Below are 13,592 nucleotides of genomic sequence, written 5' to 3'. Positions count from 1 at the left end.
CGTATGCCTATCTCAAGGACGTGCTGACGCGGTTGCCGACGCAGAAGGCCAGTGAGATCGACCAACTGCTACCGCATCAATGGATGTCGGGCTGACCTGAGCAAGGTGTGTTCCCCAACCGCTTACTTGGCAACTGCCTTGGGGCTGCTGGTGACGGTAGTGATGCCCTCTGAATACGCCATTGATCCCACCGGGGTTGGTCGAGCTTTGGGCCTGACACAAATGGGTGAGCTGAAAACCATCTTGGCGCAAGAGGCATTGGCCGATGCTGCGCCACCACAACCGAGCGCTGCTGCTCCAACTCCTGTGGTCGCACCAGCGCCGCAGCCAGTGGCTCAAGTGCAGACTCTAGCCACTCCAGTTGTACAACCCACCACAGCAACGCCTGCGGCGAAGGCTGATTACATGACCTTGACGCTAAAGCCAGGCGAAGGTCGAGAAATCAAGCTGGAAATGCGCAAGGGCAGTACAGCCAGTTACGAGTGGACCACGACTGGACCGGTCAACCATGACACTCATGGTGAAACCTATAACGCAGCTCAAGGCGATTTCCACAGCTACAGCAAAGCCAAGCAGGTGAAGGGTGACAAAGGAGGGATTACCGCTCTATTCGACGGCACTCATGGTTGGTTCTGGCGTAACCGCACCAACAGCGACGTGACAGTCTCGCTAAAAACCTCTGGCGACTATCTGACTATCAAAAAGTAACCCTCCGACACTGCGCCCCAACGAACCGCTGGGGCGCCATTTGCCTTCGCTACCTTTAGGAAAAGAACTTTATGAAATCCCCAGCAGCGCTGCTTCGCTCCATTTTGTTGATCTGCTTTCTTGGCCTGCTGACTGCTTGCAGTGGCGGCGAAACAGAGACGACCTCCGACAGTGGAGGCCATGGGCATTCGCACGACTGATTGGCAGTGGTTGAGACCGTAACGCAGTCTCAACCTTGCCTTGGTCACAATGATCAATTGCGGATAGGGATTAGCGCCAAAAAAGCGCTAATCTCTGATGGCTAAATGCAATTAGTCATATAGGTAAATGATCGAACTGCGCTATAACCGTCTATCTCAAGACAGGGATTCGTTATGAATCTTGCATCCGGGTTAGGCAGGCTCTTTTCCGGAAAAGACCTGATGGCCAGCGCTGTGCAGTTCAATTTACTGCGCTGGTTCTCCTTGGTCAGCATCCTCATCATCACCGTGGTGTGACTCGGATTACCAGAGGTTAGACCTGGCGGGGCGAAGCTGACAGGTGAGACGAACGCCCCTTGCTCAGGTAATGAAGCAGTCGGGGCATCAGGTAACCCGCGTCAGCACCCACGCCCCTCAGTGTTGCCGAAGCGAAGTTTCGTTGCTTGGGCAAGCCGACGAAGTACAAGCCTGGTACCTGGCTTGCCACACCGTTGCGCTGCAGCACACGCCCCTCCCGGTCTGTGATTGGCAGGGCAGTCAGAAAATCCAGGTTTGGCTGGAAGCCCGTCGCGAAGATCAGCGCGTCGATCTGGGTCGTACTGCCGGCTGGCCAGACCACAGCATCGGGTAGCACCTGCTGAAACATGGCCCTGCGCTGGAATCGACCGGCGTCGAGGGCTTTCCGGTACTTGCCGGTGTCGAGCACTGGCGTGCTCTGATCACTCAACCATCGTGTTTGCTCCAACCTGGTGAATTTCAGCCAGGCATGAAAATCGAGCCCGAAGATTCGCTGTGGGAAGAAGCGAATCTCCTCGCGGGTAGCCAGCAATACCTCAGCGACGCCTGCAAGCTCATAGGCAATTTGAACCGCTGAGTTCGCAGCACCCACCACTACAACGCGCTGGCCAGCAAAAGGCTCTGGCGTTCGATAAGCCGAGCTGTGCAGACAAGTCCCTGTGAAGCCTTCCAGCCCAGGAATACTGGGCGTAAACGGACGGCTAAATCCTCCCGATGCTACGACCACAGAACGTGCGGTGAAGATCGCTCCGGTGTCGCAGCGAACCTCAAACACCTTTTCCTTCTGCGCTACACCCACCACTCGGGTACCTCCCTGAAAAGGAAGTCGAAACTCGGCAGCGTAGGCCTCCAGGTACTTCACCACCTCGTCCCGTAGCGGATAGCTCTTGGGGTCACCAGGAAACGACAGCCCTGGCAGCGCTGAGTATTCCGCCGGTGAGAACAACTGCAGGCTGTCGTAGTAATTACGCCAGTTTCCGCCTGGACGCGCCTGCTCATCGATGATGAGAAAGTCCAAACCGTGTTGCTGCAAGTGCCAGCCAAATGCCAAACCTGCTTGGCCCCCCCCGATAACAACCACATCCAAAGTACGACTCGATTCATTCATATGTGCACACTCATGCATATATTAAGAGAAAAAAAGCCTCACTACGGGCAGCACAGCGAAACCAGACCCTTGGTTCGCTGGAGGAGGCCCTCCAAACGCTCGACGATCGCCCCGCCATTCACTTCATAGAAAACCTGTCTGCCCACTTTGGTGGCCTTCACGATGTGAGCATCGTGCAGCACCTGTAAGTGCCTTGAGATCACAGAGCGTTCCTGCGGCAAGGATTTGGCGATTTCGCCGACATCCGCCCTCCCCAATTGGAGCACGCGCTTGAACACTGCGACCCTGGAGGGTTCACAGAGAGCTTTGAAGAAGGCTTCATCCAGCGACTCGATGGCAGCATCGATGGCTTGGGCGCGGAGATTGTCAGTAGTCGTCATGAGGGCAATATATGTGCACGAAGACGCATATGTAAAGCCACCCATCATCACAAGCTTGCGATACATTCGAAAAATCGTATATTCGGAAAACCATATGCACGCAAAATATCTAGTGATGACTGGCAAGATCCGCGTCCTGTTTGTTTGCACCGCGAACGCTGCTCGCTCCACGAGATCCATGAGCGCATCAAGATGTTCGTACTCGTGAAAACCAAACACTGAGAACCGCTATGACTGACTCACTGACCCCAACCAAGGTTTTCAAATGCCTCGCCGACGAGAACCGCATTCGGATGATGCTGCTGATCGCTCGCGAGGAAGAGCTGTGCGTCTGTGAACTGATCTGTGCCTTGGAAGAAAGCCAGCCCAAGGTTTCCCGTCACCTGGCGCAACTTCGCACCTGCGGCTTGCTGGAAGACCGCCGGCAAGGCCAATGGGTCTACTACCGGCTGCATCCAGAGCTGCCCGTCTGGGTACGCGAGATCCTGGTAACGACGCTGGAGGCCAATCGCGAATGGCTGAGCACCAGCGCCAAACGACTGGACACCATGGGTGACCGCCCACTGCGCGTCGCCACCTGCTGCTGATCACTGCCGAGAAAATTTGATGAAAGTCCCGTTCCTCTGCACCGCCAATAGCTGCCGCAGCATCCTGTCTGAAGCCGTGTTCAACCATCTGGCCCCGGCCGGTATGAAGGCTTTCAGTGCAGGCAGCCAGCCCAAGGGCGAGGTGAATCCGCTTTCCATCACTGCCCTGCAACGGGCAGTTATTTCCACGGAAGGCCTCAGCAGCAAATCCACCGACTCGCATGCCGATCTGGCACCAGATTTCGTCATCACCGTCTGTGACAAGGCCGCTGGCGAGGCATGCCCAGTGTTCTTCGGGCCAGCGGTGAAAGCCCACTGGGGCCTTTCCGATCCGTCTGACCTGCAAGGTAGCGCCGCCGAACTGGATGCTGCTTTCGACATCACGCTTGAACACATCAAACGACGCATTACGGCATTTCTCGCATTGCCTTTCGAACAACTGGATGCCGCCCAGCTCAAGGCCGAGCTGGCATGCATCGGAACGCTCTGACGTTAAGGGAGATTCACCATGAGCAAGAGCCGCCTTTCATTCCTCGATCGCTACCTAACGGTCTGGATCTTTTTGGCCATGGGGCTTGGCATCGGCCTCGGCAGTCTCTTCCAGGGATTGCCAGCATGGCTGAATAGCCTGTCGGTTGGCTCGACAAACATCCCCATTGCCATTGGCCTGATCGTCATGATGTACCCGCCATTGGCGAAGGTAAAATACGACGAGTTGCCACAGGTCTTCAAAGACAAGCGCATCCTCGCCTTGTCGCTGATTCAGAACTGGGTGATTGGCCCGGTGCTGATGTTCGGGCTGGCTGTCGTGTTTCTCTCCGACAATCCCGAATACATGACCGGCTTGATCCTCATCGGCTTGGCACGCTGCATCGCCATGGTGCTGGTGTGGAACCAGATCGCGGGTGGCAACAACCAGTACGTTGCTGGCTTGGTCGCCTTCAATAGCATTTTCCAGATCCTGTTCTTCAGTGTGTATGCCTGGATCTTCCTTGGCCTTCTGCCGCCGCTGTTCGGCCTGGAAGGCAGCGTCATCGAAACCAGCTTCCTCGATATCGCCCAGTCGGTGCTGATCTATCTGGGCATCCCGTTCCTGGCTGGCTTCCTGACCCGCAAGATTCTGATCAGCCGTAAAGGCTCCGCCTGGTACGAGAAGCGCTTCATTCCGAGAATCAGCCCGCTGACGCTCGTGGCGTTACTGCTGACCGTCGTCGCCATGTTCAGCCTGAAAGGCGACGTGGTGTTGCAACTGCCTCTGGATGTGCTGCGCATCGCCATCCCGCTGACCATCTACTTCGTGGTGATGTTCTTCATCAGCTTTTGGATGGGCAAGCTGCTGGAGGCCGACTACCCACGCACCACCACGCTGGCCTTTACCGCTGCAAGTAACAACTTCGAACTGGCCATTGCCGTGGCCATTGCCACTTTCGGCCTTGCCTCGCCGGTAGCCTTTGCCACCGTTATCGGGCCTTTGGTGGAAGTACCGGTGCTGATCTCACTGGTTGGCGTGGCCTGGTGGCTCAAGCGTCGCTGGTTCGATCAGCCATCTGGCGCCTTGCCCCAGGAGTGAAATCATGACCGAACACCATATCCCCAACATCGACAGTGAACTGATCGATCTGCCGTCTTCCGACAAACTGGCTATCGAGCAGCAGTCCACTCACAAACCGCGCATCCTGCTGCTGTATGGATCGACCCGCGAACGCTCCTTCAGCCGCCTTCTGACCGAGGAAGCGGCACGCCTACTGGAGCCCTTCGGTGCCGAGACGCGGATCTTCAATCCGTCCGGCCTGCCATTGGCGGATGACGTACCCGATGACCACCCCATGGTCAAAGAGCTGCGCGACCTGGTGCTCTGGTCGGAAGGCATGGTCTGGTGTTCACCGGAACGCCACGGTGCGATGACCGGCGTGTTCAAGTCGCAGATCGACTGGATTCCGCTGAGCATGGGTGCCGTGCGTCCGACGCAGGGCAAGACCCTCGCGGTGATGCAGGTCTGCGGTGGCTCCCAGTCGTTCAACGTGGTCAACCAGTTGCGCGTGCTCGGCCGCTGGATGCGCATGTTCACCATCCCTAACCAGTCGTCAGTACCGAAGGCCTATCTGGAGTTCGACGAGGCGGGCCGCATGAAGCCCTCTGCGTACTACGACCGTGTCGTCGACGTGATGGAGGAGCTGGTGAAGTTCACCCTGCTTCTTCGTGATCGCGCCGACTACATGGTTGATCGCTATTCCGAACGTAAAGAGTCCGCTGAAGAACTGTCGAAGCGCGTCAATCAACGATCCATCTGAGGCTTTTTGAGCATGCAACTGCACCCTTATTCCGTGCTGGTTACTCCCGAGCTGATTGGCCAGCTGATCTTTACCCCGTGCCCTGGTACCAAGGACACGTCGGTCTCCCAGGCGTTGGCGACACTGCGCGATGCCGGTGCGAGCGCACTGGTAACCCTGATGCCGAATGAAGAACTGCTGCAGAACGAAGTCGATCTGCTGCCTGAGGAATGCCAGCTGTTGAGACTCGAATGGTTCCACCTGCCGGTGGAGGATGACCAGGCCCCCGGCGAACCCTTTGCTGCCGCCTGGGAAATCCATCGGGAGCGACTGAAAAAACTGCTGATGGATGGCAAATCGATCGCTATTCACTGCAAGGGTGGCTCGGGCCGTACCGGCCTGTTCGCAGCCCGCCTGATGATCGAGTGCGGCATTCCCGTGCAGGAGGCCATCGCTCAGGTTCAGGCCCTGCGCCCGCGAGCGATTCAAAACCCTGCACACGTCAGCTACATCAATCAATTCACCAAAACCCTCTGACCGCTCGCGAACTGCGACTCGAGAACAAGAACATGGCAATCAAAGTAGGCATCAATGGGTTTGGACGTATCGGTCGCTTGGCGCTGCGCGCGTCCTGGGACTGGCCGGAATTCGAATTCGTACAGATCAATGATCCGGCCGGGGACGCTGAGACCCACGCCCATCTGATCAACTTCGACTCGATCCACGGACGCTGGCACCGCGAAGCAGGTACAGAAGGCGACTCGGTGGTGATCGATGGCAAGCGCATCAAGGTCACGGCCAATAAGACCATCGCCGACACCGACTGGTCGGGCTGCGACCTGGTCATCGAAGCCAGCGGCAAGATGAAGTCGGTTGCGGTGCTCCAGGCCTACCTGGATCAGGGCGTCAAACGCGTGGTGGTTTGTGCTCCGGTGAAGGAAAAAGGCGCACTGAACGTGGTGATGGGCGTCAACCAGCACCTATTCGCCCCGGCCCAGCACCGCATCGTCACCGCCGCCTCCTGCACCACCAACTGCCTGGCTCCGGTGGTCAAAGTGATTCACGAGAACCTGGGCATTCGCCACGGCTCGATCACCACCATCCATGACCTGACCAATACCCAGAGCATTCTCGATACGCCGCACAAGGACCTGCGCCGCGCCCGTGCCTCGGGCATGAGCCTGATTCCAACCACCACCGGTTCGGCCACAGCGATCGCTGAGATCTTCCCCGAACTGCGCGGCAAGCTGAATGGTCACGCCGTGCGCGTACCGCTGGCCAACGCCTCGCTGACCGACTGCGTGTTCGAGGTGGAGCGTGAAACCACGGCTGAAGAGGTCAACTCGCTGCTGAAGGCGGCTGCCGAAGGCCCGCTGAAGGGCATCCTGGGCTACGAAGAGCGTCCCCTGGTGTCCATCGACTACCGCACCGATCCACGGTCTTCGATCATCGATGCGTTGTCGACCCTGGTGGTCAACGGTACCCAGGTGAAGATCTACGCCTGGTACGACAACGAGTGGGGCTACGCCAATCGTGCAGCGGAGCTGGCCCGACTGGTCGGCGCGGCGGAGTAAACGGCGATCATGAAGGCGTTGTCAGCCCTGTCTACGGAAGTGCGTCAGTACCTGCTGGTTACCGGCAACTACTGGGCCTTCACCCTCACCGACGGCGCGTTGCGCATGTTGGTGGTATTGCATTTCCACACACTGGGCTACACGCCGCTGCAGATCGCTGCGCTATTCCTGTTCTACGAAGTATTCGGTGTGATCACCAACCTGGTGGGTGGTTACCTCGGCGCTCGCCTGGGGCTCAATCGCACCATGAACATCGGCCTGGGCATGCAGGTGCTGGCCTTGCTGATGCTCACGGTGCCGGCGGCCTGGCTAACGGCGCCCTGGGTGATGGCAGCCCAAGCGTTGTCCGGCATCGCCAAGGACCTCAACAAGATGAGTGCCAAGAGCTCCATCAAGCTCTTGGTACCGGATAGCCAGCAAGGCACCCTCTACAAGTGGGTAGCCATCCTCACGGGCTCGAAGAACGCGCTCAAAGGTGTGGGCTTCTTCCTCGGCGGCGCGCTGCTCGCGCTGCTCGGCTTCACCTTGGCGGTACTGGCCATGGCGGCGGTGCTGGCATTGGTCTGGGTGGGCAGCTTGCTACTGCTGAAAAAGGACCTAGGTAAGGCCAAGGCCAAACCGAAATTCCGCGACATGCTGTCCAAGAGCCGGGCGATCAACATCCTCTCGGCCGCACGACTGTTTCTCTTCGGTGCTCGCGACGTCTGGTTCGTCGTAGCGCTGCCGGTGTACCTGAGCACCGCATTTGGCTGGGACTTCTGGCTGGTCGGTGGCTTTCTTGCCGCCTGGATCATCGGCTACGGCATCGTGCAGTCGTTTGCCCCCAACATCACCGGCAAGAAGCGCGGTCATGTGCCAGACGGCCGAGCAGCCTTCATCTGGGCCATCGCGCTGGCCGGACTGCCCGCACTAATTGCTCTGGGGCTGACCGCTGGCTGGTCGGCTCAGCTGGTACTACTCGGTGGGCTGATGCTGTTCGGCGTACTGTTCGCAGTGAATTCATCGCTGCACAGCTACCTGATCGTCAGCTATGCCAAGGAGGACGGGGTATCCCTGGACGTGGGCTTCTACTATATGTCCAATGCTCTGGGGCGGCTGGTCGGTACGCTGCTCTCAGGGTGGGTATTCCAAGCCTATGGTCTGGAAGCCTGCTTGTGGGTATCCAGCGGTTTTGTATTTGCTGCCGCGCTCATCTCTAGCGCCTTGCCCAGACACGCCTACCCCGAATGACCGCTCCACAGTTGAAAGCAGTCAGCCTCGGTTACTACTTTCAACCGAAAGCAAATTTGCTCGTCCCTGGATGCCCCGTGCACCACTACGCCAATTCCGTTGTGGCGTTACACTGACAGCCACCCAGAGCCATACTGGAATTCTGTCAGAATCGCCATTCTCGTTCGCTCGTATACCCCGTGCGATTGGGGGCAAAATTGGGGGCATCATTAATTTTTTATGACCTGAAAGCATCAGCCTAGAGCAAAGTCAAAATGTTTTTTGGCGACCCTGACAGCCTTTGACAGGCTGAAGCAAAGCTCCGCTTCCACACCAGCGATTCGTATTCCAAGAAGCAGTAGAGCCCCCACTATGCGGCAGCAATTGCCCGATCCTGCATTCGATTCAAGGCCCGCGCCTATCGGGCCGCCTGCACCGCTTGTTGGTCCGCATGGTAAGACGAACGCACCAGCGGCCCGGACGCCACGTTTCTGAACCCCATCGCCAAGGCTTGATCAGCAAACCAGGCGAAGGTGTCCGGATGCACGAAACGCTGCACTGCCAGGTGGCTGCGCGAAGGTTGCAAATACTGCCCCAGGGTCAGCATGTCGACCTGATGCTCGCGCATGCGCAGCATCACCTCGATCACTTCCTCATCGGTCTCGCCCAGGCCGAGCATCAGCCCGGACTTGGTCGGCACCCCCGGTACACGTTGCTTGAAGTTCTCCAGCAGATCCAGCGACCACTCGAAGTCCGAGCCCGGCCGTGCTGCCTTGTACAAGCGCGGCACGGTTTCCAGGTTATGGTTGAACACATTCGGCGGTTCCTGTTCGGTGATGGCCAGGGCTACGTCCATGCGCCCCCGGTAATCCGGTACCAGGGTTTCCAGCTGGATGCCCGGCGACAGCTTGCGGATCTCGCGCAGGCAGTCGACGAAGTGCTGGGCGCCGCCGTCGCGCAGGTCGTCGCGGTCCACCGAGGTGATGACCACGTACTTCAGGCGCAGGTCGGCGATGGCGATGGCCAGGTTCTTCGGCTCATCGACGTCCAGCGGTTTCGGTCGGCCATGGCCGACGTCGCAGAACGGGCAACGCCGGGTGCAGATGTCGCCCATGATCATGAAGGTCGCCGTGCCACCGGAGAAGCACTCGCCCAGGTTCGGGCAGGACGCCTCTTCGCAGACGCTGTGCAGTTTGTGCTTGCGCAGCAGTGCCTTGACCCGCGCCACCTCCGGCGAGGTTGGAATCTCCACGCGGATCCAGTCAGGCTTGCGTGGCACTTCTTCGGTGGGCAGGATCTTCACCGGAATTCGCGCCACCTTCTCGGCGCCGCGCAGTTTCACCCCGGCCTGCAGGGGCTGCGGGCGCGTGGCGACAGACAGGGTTTCGTTCATGCTCATGCTCCGCCAGTCAGGTCTTCAGCCACGGTAATAACGTTGGGCCACGAACGGGGTGCGGACCACCAGCATCGGCACCAGCTTGCCGCGTACCTGGGCGAAGACTTCCGTCTCCAGCGCCGAATGCTCGCTCTGCACATACCCCATCGCCAGCGGCCCGCCCAGGCTTGGGCCGAACCCACCGCTGGTGACACGCCCGATCACCTGCTCTTGCGCATCGACGATCAGTGCACCTTCGCGCACCGGCACCCGCTCCTTGGGCAACAGGCCCACACGCTTGCTGGCCACCCCCTCGCGCTGCTGGGCGAGGATGCGCCCGGCACCGGGGAACCCGCCGGCACGCTCGCCATCGGCACGCCGCGCCTTGGAGATCGCCCAGGTCAGGCTGGCCTCGATCGGCGTGGTGCGTTGCTCCATGTCATGGCCGTACAGGCACAGCCCGGCCTCCAGACGCAACGAGTCACGGGCGCCCAGGCCAATGGCTTCGACCTCGGGTTCGGCCAGCAGGGCACGGGCGAGCGTTTGCGCCGCCTGCACCGGCACGGAAATTTCGTAACCATCCTCACCGGTGTAACCCGAACGGCTGACGTAGCAGTCGACACCCAGCAACCGCACACTGGCGAACTGCATGAAGGTCATGCTGCCCACCTGAGGCGCCAGGCGGGCAAGCACCTTCGCCGCCGCCGGCCCCTGCAGGGCAAGCAAGGCGCGGCTGTCGAACAGCGACTCGACGTCGCACTGCCCTTCCAGATGCTGCCGCAGGTGGCTCAGGTCCTGTTCCTTGCAGGCGGCGTTGACCACCAGGAACAGCTCGTCGTTGCCCAGGTTGGCGACCATCAGGTCGTCGAGGATGCCGCCGTCATCGTTGGTGAACAGGGCATAGCGCTGCATGCCCAGCGGCAGGTCGATGATGTCGACCGGCACCAACGCTTCCAGCGCCTTGGCAGCAGCGGCGCCGCGCAGGCGGATCTGGCCCATGTGCGAGACGTCGAACAGACCGGCTTGCTCACGGGTGTGCAGGTGTTCCTTGAGGACACCCAGCGGGTACTGGACCGGCATGGCGTAACCGGCGAATGGCACCATGCGCGCGCCCAGTTCCAGGTGCAGGGCGTGCAACGGGGTTTGTTGTAGTTGTTCTGTGGACATGGGTGACTCCTAGCATTCGATGATATTGACCGCCAGCCCGCCGCGGGCAGTCTCTTTGTATTTGCTTTTCATGTCGGCGCCGGTCTGGCGCATGGTGCGGATCACCTTGTCGAGGGAGACAAAGTGCTGACCATCCCCGCGCAGGGCCATACGTGCGGCATTGATGGCCTTGACCGAGCCCATGGCGTTGCGCTCGATGCAGGGTACCTGGACCAGCCCGCCAATCGGGTCGCAGGTCAGCCCGAGGTTGTGCTCCATGCCGATTTCAGCGGCGTTCTCCACTTGCTGCACGGTGCCGCCGAGCACTTCGCACAAGGCCCCGGCCGCCATTGAACAGGCCACGCCGACCTCGCCCTGGCAGCCGACTTCGGCGCCAGAGATCGAGGCGTTTTCCTTGTAGAGGATGCCAACGGCCGCGGCGCTGAGCAGAAAGCGCACCACCCCGTCCTCGTTGGCCCCCGGCACGAAGCGTGTGTAGTAATGCAGCACCGCCGGGATAATGCCGGCCGCGCCATTGGTGGGCGCAGTGACCACCCGCCCACCGCTGGCGTTCTCCTCGTTCACCGCCAGAGCGTAGAGGTTGACCCAGTCGAGCACCGAGAGGCTGTCCCGAAGGCTGGCTTCGGGGCTGCTGCTCAACTGACGGTGCAAGGCCGCGGCACGCCGCTTGACCTTGAGTCCGCCGGGCATGATCCCTTCGGTGCGGCAACCGGCCTTTACGCAGTCCTGCATCACCTGCCAGATGTGCAGCAGGCCCTGGCGCGTCTGTTCCGGGCTGCGCCAGGCGGTCTCGTTCTCGGCCATCAACTGACTGATCGAGAGCCCGTGCTGGGCGCATTGCGCCAACAGCTCGCGCCCGGTCAGAAAGGGAAAACGCAACGGTGTGCGGTCCTCGACGATGCGATCGACGCCGACCGCCGCCTCGTCCACCACGAAGCCTCCCCCCACCGAGTAATACTCGCGACTGCACAGCTGCAGGCCGGCCTCGTCGAAGGCGCGCAAAATCATGCCGTTGGGGTGATAAGGCAAGGGCTTGCGGATCATCGCCAGGTGTTCTTTCTCGACGAAGCGGATGCGCTTCTCACCCAGCAGCGACAACGTCCCGCTTTGCCGGATCATCCCCAAGCGGTCGGCCACCATGGAGGTCTCGACCGTATCCGGGTGCTCACCTTCAAGCCCAAGCAGCACCGCCTTGTCGCTACCGTGGCCCTTGCCGGTGGCGCCGAGCGAGCCATACAGCTCAGCGCGCACGCTTACCACCTGGGCCAGCAAACCCTGTTCCCTGAGCCCTTCGACAAAGCGCGCCGCCGCGCGCATCGGTCCGACCGTGTGGGAGCTGGATGGGCCAATGCCCACCTTGAACAGATCAAAAACACTCAGTGACATACAGGCCTCCGCCATTGCACCCAAGGGTCAGGCCGGATAAACCGGGAACAGCTTGCACAGCTCAGCCACCTGGCGAGCCACCTGGACCTCGACGTCGGCATCGCCGAGGTGCTCGAGGATGTCGCAGATCCAGGTCGCCAGGGCGCGGCATTCCGGCACCTGGAAGCCGCGGGTAGTCACCGCCGGGGTACCGATGCGCAGGCCCGAGGTCACGAACGGCGACTGCGGGTCGTTGGGCACGGCGTTCTTGTTCACCGTGATGTGCGCACGGCCCAGCGCGGCGTCGGCGTCCTTGCCGGTGATGCCCTGGCGGATCAGGCTGACCAGGAACAGGTGGTTGTCGGTGCCACCGGAGACCACGTCAAAACCACGCTGCTTGAAGATCTCCGCCATGGCCTGGGCGTTCTTGATGACCTGGTACTGGTAGTCCTTGAAGCCAGGTTCCAGGGCTTCCTTGAAGCACACCGCCTTGGCAGCGATCACGTGCATCAGCGGCCCGCCCTGCCCGCCCGGGAACACCGCCGAATTGAGTTTCTTCTCCAGTTCCGTATCGGCCTTGGCCAGGATCAAGCCGCCACGTGGCCCGCGCAGGGTCTTGTGGGTGGTGGTGGTGACCACATCGGCGTGCGCCAGCGGATTGGGGTACAGGCCCGCCGCAACCAGGCCGGCGACGTGGGCCATGTCGACGAACAGGTAGGCACCGACCTTGTCGGCGATCTGGCGAAAACGTGGGAAGTCGAGGGTTTTCGAGTAGGCCGAGAACCCGGCAACGATCATCTTCGGCTTGTGTTCGACGGCCAGACGCTCGACTTCGTCGTAATCGATCAGGCCGTTGGCGTCGATGCCGTACTGCACGGCGTTGTACAGTTTGCCGGAGGAACTGACCTTGGCACCATGAGTGAGGTGACCGCCATGGGCCAGGCTCATGCCCAGGATGGTGTCGCCGGCCTGCAGCAGGGCCAGGTAGACCGCCGCGTTGGCCTGGGAGCCGGAGTGCGGCTGGACGTTGGCGTAACCTGCGCCGAACAGCTGCTTGGCGCGGTCGATGGCCAGCTGTTCAACCACGTCGACGTGCTCGCAACCACCGTAGTAGCGCTTGCCCGGGTAGCCTTCGGCGTACTTGTTGGTCAGCTCGGTGCCCTGGGCCTGCATGACCTGCGGGCTGGTGTAGTTTTCCGAGGCGATCAGCTCGATGTGGTCTTCCTGGCGTTGCGCTTCGCGGCGGATGGCCTCGGACAGTGCAGGGTCGAAATCGGACAGAGTCAGGCTTTTATGGAACATGCTTGTGCTTCCTTCTTGTTCGGGTGGCAGGCAAGGCCCGGACCGGGTCC

At 60.4% G+C, this 13,592-nt stretch carries 16 protein-coding genes; 10 read left to right on the top strand and 6 right to left on the bottom strand.

Going from position 1 to position 13,592, the window contains the following annotated elements:
* The 3 genes from ACRESH_RS16535 to ACRESH_RS16525 form a co-directional block, all read left to right on the top strand.
* On the top strand, nucleotides 1–95 hold a 95-nt coding region (locus ACRESH_RS16535; protein WP_431742066.1), incomplete at its 5' end, for a transposase domain-containing protein.
* Nucleotides 76–708: a transmembrane anchor protein gene (locus ACRESH_RS16530; RefSeq protein WP_431742992.1), complete on the top strand. Its 633-nt coding sequence runs from the start codon at nucleotides 76–78 to the stop codon at nucleotides 706–708. The genes ACRESH_RS16535 and ACRESH_RS16530, both read left to right, overlap by 20 nt.
* Nucleotides 709–1,082: 374 nt before the next feature.
* Nucleotides 1,083–1,205, top strand: a complete 123-nt coding sequence (locus ACRESH_RS16525) for a hypothetical protein (protein WP_431742987.1) — start codon at nucleotides 1,083–1,085, stop codon at nucleotides 1,203–1,205.
* Nucleotides 1,206–1,221: 16 nt separating this feature from the next.
* On the opposite strand, the gene ACRESH_RS16520 is transcribed toward ACRESH_RS16525, so the two are convergent.
* Nucleotides 1,222–2,313, bottom strand: a complete 1,092-nt coding sequence (locus ACRESH_RS16520) for a flavin-containing monooxygenase (protein WP_431742986.1) — start codon at nucleotides 2,311–2,313, stop codon at nucleotides 1,222–1,224.
* Nucleotides 2,314–2,354: 41 nt separating this feature from the next.
* Nucleotides 2,355–2,693 carry an ArsR/SmtB family transcription factor gene (locus ACRESH_RS16515; protein WP_431742991.1) on the bottom strand — a complete coding sequence of 113 codons (339 nt, stop codon included), beginning with the start codon at nucleotides 2,691–2,693 and terminating at the stop codon, nucleotides 2,355–2,357.
* 230 nt (nucleotides 2,694–2,923) lie between these two features.
* Between ACRESH_RS16515 and ACRESH_RS16510 the strand changes: the two genes are divergently transcribed.
* The 7 genes from ACRESH_RS16510 to arsJ are packed head-to-tail and all read left to right on the top strand — an operon-like array spanning nucleotide 2,924 to nucleotide 8,354.
* Nucleotides 2,924–3,280: a metalloregulator ArsR/SmtB family transcription factor gene (locus ACRESH_RS16510; RefSeq protein ID WP_431742985.1), complete on the top strand. Its 357-nt coding sequence runs from the start codon at nucleotides 2,924–2,926 to the stop codon at nucleotides 3,278–3,280.
* 19 nt (nucleotides 3,281–3,299) lie between these two features.
* Nucleotides 3,300–3,770, top strand: a complete 471-nt coding sequence (locus ACRESH_RS16505) for an arsenate reductase ArsC (protein ID WP_431742984.1) — start codon at nucleotides 3,300–3,302, stop codon at nucleotides 3,768–3,770.
* An 18-nt stretch (nucleotides 3,771–3,788) separates the two neighbouring features.
* Nucleotides 3,789–4,850, top strand: coding sequence for an ACR3 family arsenite efflux transporter (gene arsB, locus ACRESH_RS16500; RefSeq protein ID WP_431742983.1), 1,062 nt, complete (start codon nucleotides 3,789–3,791; stop codon nucleotides 4,848–4,850).
* Between the two features lie 4 nt (nucleotides 4,851–4,854).
* On the top strand, nucleotides 4,855–5,571 hold the full coding sequence (gene arsH, locus ACRESH_RS16495) for an arsenical resistance protein ArsH (protein ID WP_431742982.1): 717 nt from the start codon (nucleotides 4,855–4,857) through the stop codon (nucleotides 5,569–5,571).
* Nucleotides 5,572–5,583: 12 nt separating this feature from the next.
* A complete protein-coding gene (locus ACRESH_RS16490; RefSeq protein WP_431742981.1) occupies nucleotides 5,584–6,087 on the top strand; it encodes a cyclin-dependent kinase inhibitor 3 family protein in 504 nt (167 codons plus the stop codon).
* 32 nt (nucleotides 6,088–6,119) lie between these two features.
* On the top strand, nucleotides 6,120–7,124 hold the full coding sequence (locus tag ACRESH_RS16485; RefSeq protein WP_431742980.1) for an ArsJ-associated glyceraldehyde-3-phosphate dehydrogenase: 1,005 nt from the start codon (nucleotides 6,120–6,122) through the stop codon (nucleotides 7,122–7,124).
* 9 nt (nucleotides 7,125–7,133) lie between these two features.
* Entirely contained in the window at nucleotides 7,134–8,354 is a 1,221-nt protein-coding gene (arsJ, locus tag ACRESH_RS16480) for an organoarsenical effux MFS transporter ArsJ (RefSeq protein WP_431742979.1), read from the top strand.
* Between the two features lie 397 nt (nucleotides 8,355–8,751).
* On the opposite strand, the gene lipA is transcribed toward arsJ, so the two are convergent.
* Genes lipA through glyA form a run of 4 tightly spaced genes read right to left on the bottom strand, consistent with a single transcriptional unit; the run spans nucleotide 8,752 to nucleotide 13,542 of the window.
* Nucleotides 8,752–9,726, bottom strand: a complete 975-nt coding sequence (gene lipA, locus ACRESH_RS16475) for a lipoyl synthase (RefSeq protein ID WP_431742978.1) — start codon at nucleotides 9,724–9,726, stop codon at nucleotides 8,752–8,754.
* 24 nt (nucleotides 9,727–9,750) lie between these two features.
* A complete protein-coding gene (gcvT, locus tag ACRESH_RS16470; protein WP_431742977.1) occupies nucleotides 9,751–10,875 on the bottom strand; it encodes a glycine cleavage system aminomethyltransferase GcvT in 1,125 nt (374 codons plus the stop codon).
* Between the two features lie 9 nt (nucleotides 10,876–10,884).
* Nucleotides 10,885–12,261: an L-serine ammonia-lyase gene (locus ACRESH_RS16465; protein ID WP_431742976.1), complete on the bottom strand. Its 1,377-nt coding sequence runs from the start codon at nucleotides 12,259–12,261 to the stop codon at nucleotides 10,885–10,887.
* Nucleotides 12,262–12,288: 27 nt separating this feature from the next.
* Entirely contained in the window at nucleotides 12,289–13,542 is a 1,254-nt protein-coding gene (gene glyA, locus ACRESH_RS16460; protein WP_431742975.1) for a serine hydroxymethyltransferase, read from the bottom strand.
* Nucleotides 13,543–13,592: the final 50 nt, after the last annotated feature.

It is taken from the genome of Pseudomonas sp. (genome assembly GCF_050739775.1).
Classification (GTDB): Bacteria; Pseudomonadota; Gammaproteobacteria; order Pseudomonadales; family Pseudomonadaceae; genus Aquipseudomonas.
The sequence above is the reverse complement of the archived record's forward strand: the minus strand, read 5'-3'. Positions and strand labels throughout refer to the sequence as shown.

Coding starts and splice junctions, on each gene's coding strand:
- ACRESH_RS16505 (WP_431742984.1), top strand. CDS start 3,300: ATGAAAGTCCCGTTCCTCTGCACCGCCAATAGCTGCCGCAGCATCCTG.
- ACRESH_RS16520 (WP_431742986.1), bottom strand. CDS start 2,313: ATGAATGAATCGAGTCGTACTTTGGATGTGGTTGTTATCGGGGGGGGC.
- gcvT (WP_431742977.1), bottom strand. CDS start 10,875: ATGTCCACAGAACAACTACAACAAACCCCGTTGCACGCCCTGCACCTG.
- ACRESH_RS16490 (WP_431742981.1), top strand. CDS start 5,584: ATGCAACTGCACCCTTATTCCGTGCTGGTTACTCCCGAGCTGATTGGC.
- ACRESH_RS16485 (WP_431742980.1), top strand. CDS start 6,120: ATGGCAATCAAAGTAGGCATCAATGGGTTTGGACGTATCGGTCGCTTG.
- ACRESH_RS16465 (WP_431742976.1), bottom strand. CDS start 12,261: ATGTCACTGAGTGTTTTTGATCTGTTCAAGGTGGGCATTGGCCCATCC.
- arsH (WP_431742982.1), top strand. CDS start 4,855: ATGACCGAACACCATATCCCCAACATCGACAGTGAACTGATCGATCTG.
- arsB (WP_431742983.1), top strand. CDS start 3,789: ATGAGCAAGAGCCGCCTTTCATTCCTCGATCGCTACCTAACGGTCTGG.
- arsJ (WP_431742979.1), top strand. CDS start 7,134: ATGAAGGCGTTGTCAGCCCTGTCTACGGAAGTGCGTCAGTACCTGCTG.
- ACRESH_RS16510 (WP_431742985.1), top strand. CDS start 2,924: ATGACTGACTCACTGACCCCAACCAAGGTTTTCAAATGCCTCGCCGAC.
- ACRESH_RS16525 (WP_431742987.1), top strand. CDS start 1,083: ATGAATCTTGCATCCGGGTTAGGCAGGCTCTTTTCCGGAAAAGACCTG.
- glyA (WP_431742975.1), bottom strand. CDS start 13,542: ATGTTCCATAAAAGCCTGACTCTGTCCGATTTCGACCCTGCACTGTCC.
- lipA (WP_431742978.1), bottom strand. CDS start 9,726: ATGAACGAAACCCTGTCTGTCGCCACGCGCCCGCAGCCCCTGCAGGCC.
- ACRESH_RS16515 (WP_431742991.1), bottom strand. CDS start 2,693: ATGACGACTACTGACAATCTCCGCGCCCAAGCCATCGATGCTGCCATC.